This window comes from Pseudophaeobacter flagellatus (assembly GCF_021228235.1).
Classification (GTDB): Bacteria; Pseudomonadota; Alphaproteobacteria; order Rhodobacterales; family Rhodobacteraceae; genus Pseudophaeobacter; species Pseudophaeobacter flagellatus.
Genome location: NZ_JAJQRG010000009.1, coordinates 190,815 through 206,074, shown reverse-complemented (window position 1 = coordinate 206,074; position 15,260 = coordinate 190,815). Strand labels below are relative to the sequence as shown.

Genomic DNA, 15,260 nt, shown 5'->3' with positions numbered 1-15,260 from the left:
GGCTTTGAAGTCACCAAAATATTTGGTGATCGCTGCGGTCAGAGTGGTTTTACCGTGGTCAACGTGGCCGATGGTGCCGATGTTGACGTGCGGCTTATTACGTTCAAACTTTTCCTTAGCCATTCTGTAGGCGCCCTTTTGAAAGAGAGGGCCGACAACCGACCCAAAGATTTCCTCTGCGCGCGCCGCATATTTGATTTAGAAACCAAAATCAAGCCGTTCCTGCTTGACATAGCTGCTTTTAGCTATCTTTGGCCGACAAAGTCTCAGTCGGCCACGGGGGCGAGGTCGGAGGGGGCAGGCGCCGCCGCATCCGGACCTGCAGCCACCGCAGCAGAGGCACCGTCAAACCATCCGTTTTCAGCATGTTGCTCTGCCATATACTCTTCTAGACCATCGACAATCTTGAGCGCCAGCCCGTCGATCTGCTCCGCCTTGGTGCGACTATAACCAGAGCCGATAATGGCGCTTTCGCCCGTAGTATCCTCAAAGATCTGCATCTGGTGTTCGCGGACCAGATAGCTCTTGGTGCTGACGTCATAGACAAAGACATTCACCACCGCTGCGCTCTTGGGGTTGACCAGAACCGGGATACCGCCGGTGGCCAACAAAAAGCCTTCAAGCGTGATCGCCACGTCATATTTCCCCGCACCGTCATAGCGCCCCAACCGAGCCTCAAGCGCCCGCTCAATAGGCTCGTTCCACTCCGAAGGTTCTGCCGAACGCGACAGGGGCCACTGCAGCGCCTTGTCGGTGTAGACAAAGGAAACCCGCATATTGAAATCGCCAAGATCCTCCTTTGCCTCATCAAGTTGGGTTTCTTCACAGGCGGCCAGCAGGACCATCGAGGCCAGAAGAGCAAGAATTCGAAACATTCAGAAAGGCCTCATCAAGTTGGGCAACAGGGGTAAACTCGGGTCAGATAAACCAAAGCCGCCCAACCGGTAAACCGGCAAGGCGGCCGTCGTGCCATTCGGTGGCGGATCCGTCACAGAAAACAGGCGCGAAAAATAGAGGTGAAGACGACTAAAGCCCCAGGTCACTTGAATTTATAGCTGCGTGGAAATCCATGTGGCGGACGTTTGCCGACCCCGGCCCGCTTGCCCAACCATTGGCTCAGGTCGGTTTCATGCCGGGTCTTGCCACCGCCCATCTCCCAGGAAATTCCCTCTTCCCAGTTGAAGGTGGTGATATCGCTAAGGCCGCCATCCAGCTCCAGCGAGCCCTGCTTGCCGCGCGCCATATTGTACTTTTGCAGCCGCACGCCTTTGCCCCGGCTAAGCTCTGGCATCTCTTCGACAGAGAAGACAAGGAACTTGCCGTTTTCAGATACGATCGCCACATGATCGCCGGTGACCGGGATGCAGACCTGGGCACGGTCGTCATCCTTGACGTTCAGAACCTGCTTGCCGCCACGGGTCTGGGCGACGATGTCTGTTTCGGCGCAAATGAACCCATTGCCCGCAGAAGAGGCCACCAGCAGGTGCCCCTCGGGATTGTGGATCAGGATATCGACGATTTCGACTTCGTTGGGCAGATCGACCATCAGGCGCAGGGGTTCGCCCATACCACGCCCACCAGGCAGATTGGCGGCGCTGATGGTGTAGAACCGGCCGTTGCTGCCAAAGACCAGCAGCCGGTCGGTGGTTTCCGCATGGAAGACAAAGCGCGGACCATCGCCATCCTTGAATTTCAGCTCACGCGTCAGATCGATATGCCCCGTCATCGCCCGCACCCAGCCCATCTGGCTGCAGACCACGGTGATTGGCTCGCGGTCGATCATCGCCTCCAGCGGCACATCTTCGACTTCACCTGCCTCGGCAAAGCGGGACCGGCGGGCACCTCCGACATAATCCTTACCAAATTGCTTTTTGGTGGCGCGCAGCTGATCGGTGATCTGGCTCCACTGCAGCTCATCCGAGGCCAGCAACTCTACCAGCCCAGCGCGTTCTTCGCGCAGCGCATCGCGTTCGCGGGTCAGCTCCACCTCTTCGAGGCGGCGCAACGACCGCAGCCGCATGTTGAGAATCGCTTCGGCCTGGATTTCGCTCAGCTGGCCCGCGCCCGCTTTTGGCGAGACATAGTCGGCTTCGTCATAGGCGCGCGGATGATCCAGCCCCCAGTCTTCCCGCATCAGAGCGGCCTTTGGGTCATCGTCATAACGGATGATGTCGATCACCCGATCCAGATTGAGGAAGGCGATGATAAACCCATCCAGCACTTCCAGCCGGTGATCAATCTTGGCCATACGGTGCTGCGAACGGCGCTGCAGCACATCGCGACGGTGGTCCAGGAAGGCGCGCAGCACTTCCTTCATCGAACAGACCTTGGGCGTGACCCCGTCAATCAGCACATTCATATTCAGGCTGAACCGGACCTCAAGATCCGAATTGCGGAACATCATGTTCATCAAAACATCTGGATCGACGTTCTTTGACTTTGGCTCCAGAATGATGCGGATATCATCGGCGGATTCATCACGCACATCCGCAAGAATCGGCACCTTCTTGGTCTGGATCAGTTCGGCGATTTTTTCGATCAGCTTGGATTTCTGCACCTGATAGGGGATCTCGGTGATGACGATCTGCCACTGACCGCGGCCCAGGTCTTCGACCTCATGGCTACAGCGCAACCGGAAAGAGCCGCGCCCCGAGCGATAGGCCTTGGCGATGTTATCGCGCGGTTCAACAATGATGCCACCGGTGGGAAAATCCGGCCCCGGCACATGTTTCAGCAGCGTGTCATCATCGGCACCGGGTGACTTGATCAGGTGGATACAGGCATCGACCAGCTCGACAATGTTATGCGGCGGAATATTGGTCGCCATGCCCACGGCGATCCCCGCTGCCCCATTGGCCAGAATATTGGGAAAGGTCGCAGGCAGAACGGCAGGTTCGGTCAGGCGGCCATCGTAGTTGTCGCGAAAATCAACCGCATCCTCTGACAGACCGTCCAGCATGGCCTCGGCCACGAAGGTCATACGCGCCTCTGTGTAGCGCGAGGCCGCCGGGTTATCGCCGTCGATATTGCCAAAGTTGCCCTGGCCATCAACCAGCGGGTAGCGCACGTTGAAATCCTGCGCCAGGCGGGCCATGGCATCATAGATCGCCGCATCGCCATGGGGGTGGAAATCGCCCATGGTATCGCCGGAAATCTTGGCCGATTTCAAAAAACCCCCAGTCGAGCTGAGCCGCAGTCGGCTCATGGCATAAAGGATCCGCCGATGCACTGGTTTCAGCCCGTCGCGTGCATCGGGCAAGGCCCGGTGCATGATGGTGCTCAGCGCATAGGTCAGATAGCGCTCACCAATGGCGCGGCGCAGGGGTTCCAGGATCTCGCCGTTCTGCGGCAGAGGGGCATCGGTATTATCTACGGTATCGTTCATCCCTTGGTGATACTTTGCCCACCCGGCGCGGTAAAGCGGTGGTTCACTTTTATCCACCGCCTTGGCGACAGTGCCACTCTTTTATGTTGACCCCTGCGCCGCCCCGCCTCACGGGTCCTCACCACGGTCAGGTCCTCGGGCCAGCACATCGGAAAGAACCAAGGGGGAGAAGCCGAAGCAGTCTCCCCTGTGATTGGCCTGTGCCTTGATGGTATTCGTACTACATTAATCAAACCTGCCTAGGGTCTGGCGGTCTTAGCACTGCCGCAGCGGCCCATGCCCGTGCAACAAGTTCCAAGCGATTTGGGCCCGCCACCAACCCGTGCAGCCTTTAAAGTTTATCCAGGGGGATGCGCTATGTCGCGTTTTGTTATTGTGTCTTTTGCTTTTTTGGGCCTGGCTTTTTACGAAATCAGCGGCGGCGGCGATTTTGTGCCCCCTGAACGCCCCGACGCAGATCCCCCTCATACCCGCGAAATCTCCTCCGGCAGCCAGGCTGCTTTGGACGACAAATTCCAGCGTCCTGCCAGGCTGCGCGCGGCTGAACTGGTAGGAGCTGCGGCGCAACACCAGCCCAGCCCAGCCCCTGCGCACCCTGCGACCACCCTCCCCCGGCCGCAGGCAGATCCCGAACAGCGCCAGGCCATCGCCCTGGCCAAGATCGCCGCCTCTGGCACCAGCCTGCAAAGCTCCAGCAGCGCCTTTGCCGCCACTGCCGAAACCGGCCTGCTGCATATGGACGCGGCCCAGGGCGGTATTCAGGGTGGGCTGGTCGCCATGACATCGGGTCAGAACCACCAGGGCATGACGCTGAACACCCGCTTTTCCAACACTGCAGCGCAACAACCCGCCCCGCCCCCACCCCCCGAGACCTATCTTGATATTCGCCAAATACGGGCCTCGCGCGTGAATATGCGCCAGGGTCCGGGAACGATCTATCCGGTGGTGGGCCGCCTGCTGGCCGGGGATAAGGTCCTAGTGATCGAAGACAGCGGCACCGGCTGGCTGAATCTGCGCACGCAAAAAGGCAACAAGATCGGTTGGGTTGCCGCTTCCCTGGTCAGCAAGAAAGCTTCATAACCCTGTAAACAGCCCCGGAAATTTTCTCTGGGGTCCTTGTTACAGGGTCGCATGATGCAAAAAACAATTCTGATCACCGGCTGCTCTTCTGGCATCGGCCTGGACTCGGCCCGTGGCATGCGGGATCGCGGCTGGCGGGTCTTTGCCTCTTGTCGCAAGGCACAGGACTGCGACCGCCTACGCGCCGAAGGCTTTGACAGCCCGCGCATTGACTACACCGATACTGACAGTATCGCCCAGGGCCTGGCCGAGGTACTGCAAGCAACCGGTGGCACGCTGGATGTCCTATTCAACAATGGTGCCCACGGCTTGGCCGGCGCGGTCGAAGACCTGCCAACCGAGGCACTGCGCGATATCTTTGAAAGCAACGTTTTCGGCTGGCACGAACTGACCCGGCAGGTGCTGCCGGTGATGCGGGCGCAGGGCCATGGGCGCATTGTGCAGAACTCTTCTATCCTGGGTTTTGTCACGATGCCCTGGCGCGGCGCATATGTGGCCACCAAATACGCCCTGGAAGGGCTGACAGATACGCTGCGGGTGGAGCTTATGGACACCAATATCAAGGTGGTGCTGATAGAGCCGGGGCCGATTACCTCAAAATTCCGCGAAAATTCAATTCCCCATTTTGAACGCTACATAGATTGGCGCAACTCTGCCCTACGGCCCTTTTACGAAAAGAACCTGCAAAAGAGGCTCTACGAACGCTCCGGGCCGGATCGCTTTGAACTGCCGGCCTCGGCGGTGACCGCCAAGCTGGTCCTGGCCTGCGAATCATCCCGCCCCCGACCGCGCTACTATGTGACGACCCCCACCCATGTGGCCGGTCTGCTGCGCCGAATCCTGACAACCCGGGCAATTGACCGCATCCTGAGGAAGCTGGGATAGGCAATTCGCTGTCGCCAATCCCAACGGCAACGGCTAGACCGATATCAGGTACATACGAAAGAGAGATCACATGGGTGACCCACTTTATCTACTGGCAATACTGGCCATGGCGGCCGTGGTGGTGGTTCTGCTTCTCGGGCTTGGCAGTTTTGGCAAGGGCGGCGCTATCAGCAAGAAATATGGCAACAAGCTGATGCGGCTGCGACTGTTCTTTCAGTTTATTGCCGTGGTGCTTTTGGTGACCTATGTCTATCTGCGCGGCCAAAGCGGCCAATAACCCCCGGCCATCACAGGAGGCCTGAAGTCATGGTGGTTCTAAACAAGATCTACACCCGCACCGGCGACAAGGGCGACACCGCGCTTGGCAATGGGGTCCGCGTGGCCAAGCACGATCCGCGCGTCAACGCCTATGGCACCTCGGATGAGTTGAACGCCTTTATCGGCGTCGCCCGACTAGAGGCCGAGGGCGAGATGGACGCCGCACTGTCGCGCATTCAGAACGATCTGTTTGATCTGGGTGCCGATCTCTGCCGCCCAGAGATGGAAAAAGACGCCGAAGCCGACTACCCGCCGCTGCGGGTGGCGCAGGCGCAGGTGGACCGGCTTGAGGCCGAAATCGACGCGATGAACGCGGATCTGGCCAGCCTGCGCAGCTTTGTCCTGCCCGGCGGCAGCGCGCTGGCGGCCCATCTGCATGTCTGCCGTACCGTGGCCCGACGCGCCGAACGACTGGCAACCGATCTGGCGGGCGTTCAGTCCATCAACCAGGTGGCGGTGACCTACCTCAACCGACTGTCTGATTGGTTTTTTGTTGCCTCGCGCAAAGCCAATGACAATGGCGGCAAAGATGTGCTCTGGGTGCCTGGCGCCAACCGCTAAACCACAAGACCGTCCAGAGGGCGCTATCCCCTAAGGTGGCAAAAGCACCCAGCGTCACATGCTGCGTCGCGGCGTCACCCCCGGCAATCCCCTATCGACAGGGCCGCGATTCGGCCCTACGAAATCCTTGTTCCGGCCCCTGTCACACCGGAGCAAGCCGCCAGCCAGGTGTTGCGCCCAGCGAAATTCAACGCAGAGATCGCGCAACATTCTTGCAAGATTGTCGTGACAAAAGGTCAAACGCGACGTCTGCGAAGGACAACGTGACGATTTTCCCCTGTTGTGCCCCGGACTGACCCGGTATCAACAGCGCGAGAGCAGAGAGGGCAGCCGTCTTGGCGGTATGCCGTTTGTTAAGGAGAGAACGCAAATGAAGGTACTCGTGCCTGTCAAACGCGTGATTGACTATAACGTGAAAGTCCGCGTCAAAGCGGACGGAAGCGGTGTCGATCTCGCCAACGTCAAAATGTCGATGAATCCCTTCGACGAAATCGCTGTCGAAGAGGCCATTCGCCTCAAGGAAGCAGGCAAGGCTGATGAAGTCATTGCTGTTTCCATCGGCGTGAAACAGGCCCAGGAAACCCTGCGCACCGCGCTGGCTATGGGCGCAGACCGCGCGATCCTGGTTGTTGCAGCAGAGGATGTTCACACTGACATCGAACCCCTCGCCGTTGCCAAGATCCTGGCCAAGGTTGTGGAAGAAGAGCAGCCAGGCATCGTGCTTGCCGGCAAGCAGGCGATCGACAACGACATGAACGCCACTGGTCAGATGCTGTCCGCCCTTCTGGGCTGGTCGCAGGGCACCTTTGCCTCTGAACTGGACATCGACGGCGACACCGCCAAAGTGACCCGTGAAGTTGACGGTGGCCTGCAGACCATTTCGGTGAAGATGCCTGCCATCGTCACTGTTGACCTGCGCCTGAACGAGCCACGCTATGCTTCGCTGCCCAACATCATGAAGGCAAAGAAAAAGCCGATGGCGGAAAAGACCGCCGCGGATTACGGCGTCGATACCACGCCACGCCTGGAAGTGGTCTCCACCTCCGAGCCAGCGGCGCGTGCGGCTGGAATCATGGTTGGTTCGGTTGACGAGCTGGTCGAGAAACTCAAAGAAGCGGGGGCTGTGTAATGGCTGTTCTTCTCCTTGCTGAAGTCACCGATGGCGCCCTGGCGCTGGACGCAACCGCAAAGGCTGTGACCGCTGCCGCAGCTCTGGGCGACGTAACTGTTCTAGCCGCTGGTGCCTCTGCCGCCGCAGCCGGTGCCGAAGCCGCCAAAATCGCTGGCGTGTCACGCGTTCTGGTTGCTGAAGACCCATCGCTTGGCCACCGCCTGGCGGAACCCACAGCGGCGCTGATCGTCTCGCTGGCTGGTGACTATGAGCACATCGTTGCCCCAGCCACCACCGATGCCAAGAACGTCCTGCCCCGCGTCGCGGCCCTGCTGGATGTCATGGTGATTTCTGATGTGACTGCTGTTGTTGATGGCTCCACCTTTGAACGCCCCATCTATGCAGGCAACGCGATCCAGACCGTCAAATCCTCGGATACAAAGAAAGTTATTTCTTTCCGCACCGCGACATTTGACGCCGCTGGCGACGGTGGCTCTGCCACGGTTGAAACCATTGGTGCCGCCGAGAACCCCGGCCTGTCCGAATGGGTCGAAGATAAGGTTGCCGCAAGCGATCGCCCCGAGCTGACTTCGGCTGGTGTGGTTGTCTCTGGTGGCCGTGGCGTTGGCTCCGAAGAGGACTTCAAACTGATCGAAGGCCTGGCAGACAAGCTGGGCGCGGCGGTTGGTGCCTCGCGTGCGGCGGTTGATTCTGGATATGCCCCCAACGACTGGCAGGTTGGCCAGACCGGTAAGGTCGTCGCTCCGGATCTCTATATTGCCATCGGCATCTCTGGCGCGATCCAGCACCTGGCCGGCATGAAAGACTCCAAGGTGATCGTGGCGATCAACAAGGACGAAGAAGCGCCAATCTTCCAGGTTGCAGACTTTGGCCTGGTGGCCGACCTCTTCACCGCGGTTCCTGAGCTCTCCGAAAAACTCGGCTAAGCCGCGCGCCATATAAGGCAACAAAATGCAGAACGGGGCGCGCGAATATCGCGGGCCCCGTTTTTATTTGGCAGCGCCAGATTCAGGCGCTCCACCTTAGGTGCCACCCCAGGCACCCGCCCAGCGATCAGGACAGGCCCTGCAGCGCCTCGGCCAGCGCACAGCCGATACGGGCGTGCTCTTTTGGGCCCAACACATGCTGTGCCGCAGGAAAATCCAGCTCTCCCATTAGCATCCCATCAAGATCATTCACCTGCCCGGCCGGGGTCACCGCCACTTCGACCAAACCCTTGCTACGGGCTTGCAGGGCTTGCACCATGCTGCGCTCGACCAAAGTTGGCTCATAGCTGAAGGCAGACCGCCCCTGCAGGTCATAGGTCAGCCAGAGCATCAAAACCCTGCCTTCCAGCGCCTCAATCACCTTTTGCATCTTGATGACCCAGGTCTCTTGCAAGTGACGGCGCACCTCATCAAACCGCTCTTCGGACAGGGCCTGCAGCGTTGTCAGCAAATGTTTGTTAAAGTGGAACTCGGTATAATCCACTTCGGGGAATAGCGCCTTAAGATCGGGCTGCGCCTGCAAAAAACGGTCATTGCGCCGGGGGTGCACCCGGTAATAACGATTAGAGATATTCTGCGCCCCCATCAGTTGCACCACCGTAGCCTGCGCTTGCCGCGCAACCTTCAGAACTGCCGCATCACTGACAAAAGTATCCAATCCCGCATTCACCGCCGCAATATTGACACAGGGCACCTCTATCAGAGATTCGCTGACATCAGAAAAAGGGGTTTTTACGAAGCGCCCAAACATCTCGGTTCCACCGAGAAATGCAAAGTATGGACGCGTTAAGTCTCTTTTGGGGCCACGTACCGGCAGCCGCGATCCGGCATAACAGCACGTTCCCCCTGCAAGCGCATTGGCGCTCTTGAGTTCATAGCTCATGGTCCCACCTTATAATTCACCCGAAGATCACTTTGGCGGTGAAGGATTGCAATTTCCCTAAACCTAAATTTCACCTAAAATTCAGAACGACGAGCCTTGTATCTGCCCCAAAGCCACCGATAAGGTTGCAGCGCAGGCAAACGAGGAGCCCGAGACATGGACATCAAAAAGATTGGCATCATCGGCGCAGGCCAGATGGGCAATGGCATCGCTCATGTCATGGCGCTTGCAGGCTATGACGTTGTTTTAAATGATATTAGTCAGCAATCTCTGGATGCCGCAATCAGCGCAATTCACAAAAACATGGCGCGTCAGGCCAGCCGTGGCAAAATCGCCGAGGCAGAGGTCAGCAGCGCATTGTCCCGCATCACCACCACCCTGGCGCTGGCCGATATCGGTGCCACCGACCTTGTGATCGAAGCGGCAACGGAACGTGAAACCGTCAAGCAGGCGATCTTTGAGGATCTGCAGCCGCACCTGCAGCCGCATACGATTCTTACCTCCAACACCTCCTCGATCTCGATCACCCGCCTGGCCAGCCGCACCGACCGGCCGGAACGCTTCATGGGGTTCCACTTTATGAACCCGGTGCCGGTGATGCAGCTGGTCGAATTGATCCGCGGCATTGCCACCGACGAAGAAACTTTTGAAAGCTGCCGCCAAGTGGTTGAGCGCCTTGGCAAGACCTCTGCCAGCGCCGAAGACTTCCCCGCCTTCATCGTCAACCGCATCCTGATGCCGATGATCAACGAAGCGGTCTACACCCTCTATGAAGGCGTCGGCTCGGTCAAATCCATTGATGAATCCATGAAACTGGGTGCCAATCACCCAATGGGGCCGCTTGAGCTGGCCGATTTCATTGGCCTGGACACCTGTCTGGCCATCATGAACGTGCTGCACGAAGGCCTAGCGGATACCAAATACCGCCCCTGCCCGCTCTTGACCAAATATGTTGAGGCAGGCTGGCTGGGCCGCAAAACCCAACGCGGGTTTTATGACTATCGCGGCGAAACCCCCGTCCCCACCCGCTAAGGTCCCCCGCGCCGCTGCTTCGGAGCCCTCATCGCCTGATCGCAGCAGCACGGCAGCCATGACTGGGCACCAGCCAAATCGCGGAGGCTCCGCACCGCTTGCGGTGTGGAAACCGCTATTTTGCTTGTGACATGGCAGGGGCGCTGTCAGGCAGGGAATAGGCATGCAGGCTCTTGGGCTGCTGCTTTGGTGACTCAGAAGTAACCTACCGCAGCCGACAAAATCTGCCAGCCTGACAGCTCACACCAAGCGCGCTGCCATCACGATCCGCTCTTATCCCCCAGAGCCAGGGTATGGGCCCGCAGCCAAGCCATAAAGCCACGCGGATCACTGTGCAGCCGGGCCATCTGCTCGTCGGTCAGCGGCTCGCCCACGACAGGCGCCTGCGGCTTGTTGCAAGAGCGCACGATTTCATGCAGCAGCAGCCCCTGGCGCAGAATCGGCGAGATCTTGTTGGCGATCTGATAGCTGCGAGAGTTGCGACCCGGAAAGAAGATCGGCACCACACGGGCACCGGACCGCCGGATCAGCTGGGCGGTAAAGACGTTCCATTCCTGCTCGATCGGGGGGCCGAACCAGGTTTCGGATGACATGACCACCCCGGATGGAAACAACGCCACCACCCCGCCCTCTCTCAGATGGGACATGGTCTTGGCGCGCATCTCAACCATTTTGCGTTGCGCATCGGGATCATGTGGAAAAGGCACCGGGATCATAAATGAGGTCGCCGCCTCATCCAGACCAGTCAAGACAGAGCGTGTCAGGATCCGGTAATCCTGCCGCACCCGGCCAATAAGATCGGCAAAGATCATCCCATCCACCATGCCATGCGGATGGTTGGCAACAATCACCACCGGGCCATCCTGCGGGATGCGCTTGATCTGCTCTTCCGGGGTCATCAGGTTGATGCCCATGATATTCAAAGCGCCGCGCCAGAACTTCTGGCCGCGGTATTCGGCATTCTGACGCTCAAACTTCTTGACCATACGCAGGATGGTCAGCTTGCCGGTCATCCACTCAATCGCCTTGATCGTCAAGGCGGTCCAGCGGTCATCAAAAGAATTGGCATAGGTCAGGGTGCGGCGGTCATAGACCTCGCCAGTGCTGTCTTCGGTCTCCGGCGTTGGGCCGGTGTTCTGCTCATGTGCGGTATCCGCCACTGTGCCATTCCCGTCAGTTCGAAGGGGGCGAGGCTAAAAGCCTTCGCCGAATTTGTCCGCCACCAGAGCTTCCACCGCCTCAGCAAGGGCGCAAGCATCCGGCCCCGAAGTCTCGACGTCAATAGTCGTTCCTTTCGAAGCTGCCAACATCAAAAGCCCCATAATGCTATCTCCCGATGCCGACAGACCATCCTTTGAGACCTCGGCCACGGCATCGAAGCCCTCCACGACCTCAACCAGCTTAGCAGAGGCGCGGGCATGCAGCCCTTTTTCGTTCACGATTTTCAATGTCTTCAAGGTCATTTAACGCGTCTGCTCCCCTTCGGGATTTATGTTTTGAGAGTTAATATACTTGCGTCCCGCTTCCATTGCCTGGCGCACCGCCTGCCCCACCGCAAGATGGCGGGATTTGGCCAGTTTGATCAAGAGTGGCAGGTTTGCACCGTACAAAATACGCCGGTTGATTGGCGCACAGGCGCGCAGGCTGAGATTCGACGGGGATCCGCCATAAAGATCAGTGACGATCACCACCCCATCGCCACTATCAACCAGGTCAGCTGCGGCGCAGATTTCGCATTGCTTGTCTTCGCGGTCGTCATCCGGCCCGATGGCAATCGCCATAAGATTGGGCTGCGGGCCCACCACATGCTCGACCGCCGCCAAGTATTCTCTGGCCAGCCCACCATGCGCAACGATCACAATGCCGATCAATCCTGCAACTCCGTATACCCGCTAGCCTTGCAGCTCGCGGTGTCTAATTGACACCTGCTGGCCATCTTCTGCAAGGGCTTTCGCAAGGCTTTCTGCCAAGGTGACAGAGCGATGCTGACCACCGGTACAGCCAAAGGCGATCGACAGGTGTGATTTCCCCTCTTCCCGGTAGGCCGGCAATAGAAACTGCACCAGATCCAGCACCCGCGCAAAAAAGCCGTCATACCGATCATCAGCCCGGATATGGGCCTGCACTGCCTCATCGCGGCCATTCAACTCGCGCAGCTCGGGCACCCAATAAGGATTGCCCAGAAAGCGGCAGTCAAAGGCCATATCAATGCTGCGCGGCACCCCGCGCTTGTAGGAAAAGCTCTGGATCGACACCGCCAGCTTGCGCCCGCCCGGCACAAAAAGATGTTCAATTTCCGCCTTCAGCTGATGCACATTCATATCCGAGGTTTCCAAGACCAGGCTGGCCCTGTCGCGGATCGAAGACATCAGGTTCAGCTCTCGATGCACCCCGACCTCGGGGGTTTCTGCCGGGGCCAGCGGGTGGCGGCGGCGGGTTTCTGAATAGCGCCGCAGCAACACTTCGGGGCGCGCATCCAGATAGAGAACCGACAATTCGCAGCCTTCGCGCGCCTCCAGCATATCAATGACATCCAGCAGCGCCGCCGGAGAGAAATCCCGGTTGCGGCTGTCCAGTCCCAGCGCCATGGGCCCCCCGCCCCCCGCAGCCGAGACAAGCCCCGGCAACAGCCGCAGTGGCAGGTTGTCGATGGCCTCAAAGCCGAGGTCTTCCAGCACGTTGATCGCGGTGGTACGCCCCGCCCCCGAAGGGCCAGTCACCAGAACAATCGGCATGGCCTTGGTATCAGACATTGCAATGATCCAAATTTGGCAACCGGGTCAAAGTAAACAAACACACCCGATTACAGCGACAGAGACTATTCAGGCTTTGCATCAGGGTCCAGCGCTCCGGATTTGAGGTATTGCAGCAAGGCAGCGGCAAAATATGCTCCCTCCACCCGATGAAAGACCACTATATCCTGGCCCAGAACTCTTTCAAACCGCTGAACCGGCAGGCGTGCCTCTTCCAGATGATCAAGATCTATGATCGCACAGATCGCCGCCTGCGGCAGTGCCTCGGCGCGCAGGAGACCAAGGCCGCGCGCCTCGATCATGCCGCGCAGCATTGCAGGGGCGCGAGCCAGGATCTGCCCCTGCTCTTTCCAGAGTTGAACACGGTCATCAGCCACCAGATCGGCCCCATAGCCCATCAACTGCAACGCCAGGGCGGATTTTCCACTGCCCGATGCACCCCGAATCAAAACCCCGCGCCCAGCCAGCGCCACACAGCTGGCATGCAGGGCCAGGCTAGTGGGCTGTTCGGGCCTCACAGATCAGACGGGCAGACCAACAACAAATCGCGCCCCCAGAGGTTCTGAAGTGATATCGGCTTCGGTGGGGCGAATATTTTCGGCCCAGACCACACCGCCATGTGCTTCGACGATCTGCTTGGAAATCGCCAAGCCAAGGCCGGAGTTATTGCCAAAATGTTCATCCGGTCGTTGCGAGTAGAAGCGCTTGAAGATCTTTGCCAGCGCCTGTTCAGGGATGCCGGGGCCGGTGTCTTCGACCACAATCAGAACTCGGTTGTCGCGGCGGCGCGCCCAGACCCGAATGGCATCGCCTTCTTCGCAGAACGAAATCGCATTGGTGATCAGATTGACAAAGACCTGCGCCAGACGCGCCTCCAGCCCCTGGATCATCACCGGGCGCTGCGGCAGATCGGTAATATAGTCGATCTTCTTGGCGCGGGCGTCCTCGCCCAGATACTGGTTCAGGTTGGTCAGCATCTGCAACAGGTCGAAGTCTTCTTCTTCCTCTTTCACCAGTTCGGCATCCAGACGTGAGGCATTGGAGATATCGCTGACCAACCGATCCAGACGGCGCACATCATGTTCGATGACCTCCAGCAGCTTTTCGCGCTGATCATCCCGTTTGACCATCCGCAGGGTGCCCACCGCCGATTGCAGGCTGGCCAGCGGGTTCTTGATCTCATGCGCGACATCTGCGGCAAATTGTTCGTTGCTGTCGATCCGGCTGTACAGCGCCTTGACCATGCCACGCAGCGCCCGGCTCAACCGGCCGATTTCATCGGGGCGGGCGGATAGATCCGGAATGCGGATCCGGCCAGACTGGGCCCGCCGCGCATCGCGATCACGCCCCAGTTCTGCCGCTTCAGCCAGATCAGCCAATGGGTTGGCAATGGTCGAGGCCAGCACCAGGCTCAGCCCGACAGAAACCAGCAGAGCGATGATGAAGATCTGCAAGACCCGCTCACGCTCGCCGCGCACCAGCGCATCGATTTCACCCGCTGGCGAAGCCAGCGCCACCGCACCAATCGCCGTTCCATTGCTCAGGATCGGGGCCACGGCCGAAAAGACGGTACCGCCGCCAGTATTTACCACCACATTGATCTTTGCGGTACCGGTCAAGGATCGTTGCGCCTGCTGGCGCAACTGGTCCTGCAGGGGTTGAATTTGCGCAGGCTCCGAGGATTGCGATTGAAACACCGAACCAATCGCCGACCACAGTGCCGAGAGACTATCAGAGATCAGGGTGCGGTTCTTTGCGCCCTCGTTCAGAGAATTCAGCGTATCGGGGCGGTTGACCCCAGTGACCTGGGCCACCAGCACGCCAGAGGCATCAAAGACCAAGGCCTCTACCCCGCCGCGCAGGGTCAAGGCTCTCAGCGTCTGTTCAACGTCGATGCCGTCTCCGGTTGTCAGGCTGACAGCCCCAGAGGAAGGCAGCACTGCTTCAAACACATCCGCGACCAACGAGACCTCGGCCACCAGCGCACCTGCGCGCTGCTTGACCAGACTTTGACGTGATGAATTGAGATACAGTATCCCCGCGACCAGAATGATCAGGGCAATCAGGTTGAAGGTAATGATCTTGCGTGTCAGCGGCGATCCCTTGAGCGAGAAAAAGCCCCGGCGCGCCCGTTTCACCTGCATTTCCGCCGCAACAGTCTGATCCGGAGAGACCCAATCGTCGCCCAGAACCACATCGCCATCTTGCTGACGTCCTGTCAGACCAGTGTCACGCATTGCTGCAC

17 protein-coding genes are annotated in these 15,260 nt (G+C 59.0%); 7 read left to right on the top strand and 10 right to left on the bottom strand.

Annotated features, from left to right (window positions below; genetic code table 11):
- The 3 genes from LRK71_RS16625 to LRK71_RS16615 all read right to left on the bottom strand — a co-directional run.
- The coding region (locus tag LRK71_RS16625) for a GTP-binding protein (protein WP_232401989.1) at window positions 1-123 on the bottom strand (123 nt) is incomplete at its 3' end.
- Window positions 124-266: 143 nt separating this feature from the next.
- A complete protein-coding gene (locus LRK71_RS16620) occupies window positions 267-875 on the bottom strand; it encodes a hypothetical protein (RefSeq protein ID WP_232405056.1) in 609 nt (202 codons plus the stop codon).
- A gap of 164 nt (window positions 876-1,039) precedes the next feature.
- Window positions 1,040-3,385: a DNA topoisomerase IV subunit A gene (locus tag LRK71_RS16615; RefSeq protein WP_232405055.1), complete on the bottom strand. Its 2,346-nt coding sequence runs from the start codon at window positions 3,383-3,385 to the stop codon at window positions 1,040-1,042.
- Window positions 3,386-3,742: 357 nt separating this feature from the next.
- On the opposite strand from LRK71_RS16615, the gene LRK71_RS16610 reads away from it, so the two are divergent.
- The 6 genes from LRK71_RS16610 (at window position 3,743) to LRK71_RS16585 (ending at window position 8,287) form a co-directional block, all read left to right on the top strand.
- On the top strand, window positions 3,743-4,465 hold the full coding sequence (locus LRK71_RS16610) for an SH3 domain-containing protein (protein WP_232405054.1): 723 nt from the start codon (window positions 3,743-3,745) through the stop codon (window positions 4,463-4,465).
- A 54-nt stretch (window positions 4,466-4,519) separates the two neighbouring features.
- Window positions 4,520-5,350, top strand: a complete 831-nt coding sequence (locus tag LRK71_RS16605; RefSeq protein ID WP_232405053.1) for an SDR family NAD(P)-dependent oxidoreductase — start codon at window positions 4,520-4,522, stop codon at window positions 5,348-5,350.
- Window positions 5,351-5,420: 70 nt separating this feature from the next.
- A complete protein-coding gene (locus LRK71_RS16600; protein WP_232405052.1) occupies window positions 5,421-5,627 on the top strand; it encodes a twin transmembrane helix small protein in 207 nt (68 codons plus the stop codon).
- A gap of 29 nt (window positions 5,628-5,656) precedes the next feature.
- Window positions 5,657-6,229, top strand: a complete 573-nt coding sequence (locus LRK71_RS16595) for a cob(I)yrinic acid a,c-diamide adenosyltransferase (protein ID WP_232405051.1) — start codon at window positions 5,657-5,659, stop codon at window positions 6,227-6,229.
- A 370-nt stretch (window positions 6,230-6,599) separates the two neighbouring features.
- Complete coding sequence (locus tag LRK71_RS16590) at window positions 6,600-7,358, top strand: electron transfer flavoprotein subunit beta/FixA family protein (protein ID WP_232405050.1); 759 nt, start codon at window positions 6,600-6,602, stop codon at window positions 7,356-7,358.
- Complete coding sequence (locus LRK71_RS16585; protein ID WP_232405049.1) at window positions 7,358-8,287, top strand: electron transfer flavoprotein subunit alpha/FixB family protein; 930 nt, start codon at window positions 7,358-7,360, stop codon at window positions 8,285-8,287. The genes LRK71_RS16590 and LRK71_RS16585 overlap by 1 nt, the downstream gene beginning before the upstream one ends.
- Window positions 8,288-8,414: 127 nt before the next feature.
- On the opposite strand, the gene LRK71_RS16580 is transcribed toward LRK71_RS16585, so the two are convergent.
- Window positions 8,415-9,230, bottom strand: a complete 816-nt coding sequence (locus LRK71_RS16580; protein ID WP_232405048.1) for a DUF6473 family protein — start codon at window positions 9,228-9,230, stop codon at window positions 8,415-8,417.
- A gap of 156 nt (window positions 9,231-9,386) precedes the next feature.
- Between LRK71_RS16580 and LRK71_RS16575 the strand changes: the two genes are divergently transcribed.
- Entirely contained in the window at window positions 9,387-10,262 is an 876-nt protein-coding gene (locus LRK71_RS16575; protein ID WP_232405047.1) for a 3-hydroxybutyryl-CoA dehydrogenase, read from the top strand.
- 260 nt (window positions 10,263-10,522) lie between these two features.
- Here LRK71_RS16575 and LRK71_RS16570 read toward each other — a convergent pair whose 3' ends face one another.
- From LRK71_RS16570 to LRK71_RS16545, 6 genes are all read right to left on the bottom strand, one after another.
- On the bottom strand, window positions 10,523-11,422 hold the full coding sequence (locus LRK71_RS16570; protein ID WP_232405046.1) for a lysophospholipid acyltransferase family protein: 900 nt from the start codon (window positions 11,420-11,422) through the stop codon (window positions 10,523-10,525).
- 33 nt (window positions 11,423-11,455) lie between these two features.
- Window positions 11,456-11,725, bottom strand: coding sequence for an HPr family phosphocarrier protein (locus LRK71_RS16565; protein ID WP_232405045.1), 270 nt, complete (start codon window positions 11,723-11,725; stop codon window positions 11,456-11,458).
- Window positions 11,726-12,133, bottom strand: a complete 408-nt coding sequence (locus LRK71_RS16560) for a PTS sugar transporter subunit IIA (RefSeq protein WP_232405044.1) — start codon at window positions 12,131-12,133, stop codon at window positions 11,726-11,728.
- Window positions 12,134-12,154: 21 nt separating this feature from the next.
- Complete coding sequence (gene rapZ, locus LRK71_RS16555; RefSeq protein WP_232405043.1) at window positions 12,155-13,015, bottom strand: RNase adapter RapZ; 861 nt, start codon at window positions 13,013-13,015, stop codon at window positions 12,155-12,157.
- Window positions 13,016-13,080: 65 nt separating this feature from the next.
- A complete protein-coding gene (locus tag LRK71_RS16550) occupies window positions 13,081-13,533 on the bottom strand; it encodes an HPr kinase/phosphorylase (RefSeq protein ID WP_332460276.1) in 453 nt (150 codons plus the stop codon).
- Between the two features lie 3 nt (window positions 13,534-13,536).
- Complete coding sequence (locus LRK71_RS16545) at window positions 13,537-15,252, bottom strand: sensor histidine kinase (RefSeq protein ID WP_232405041.1); 1,716 nt, start codon at window positions 15,250-15,252, stop codon at window positions 13,537-13,539.
- Window positions 15,253-15,260: the final 8 nt, after the last annotated feature.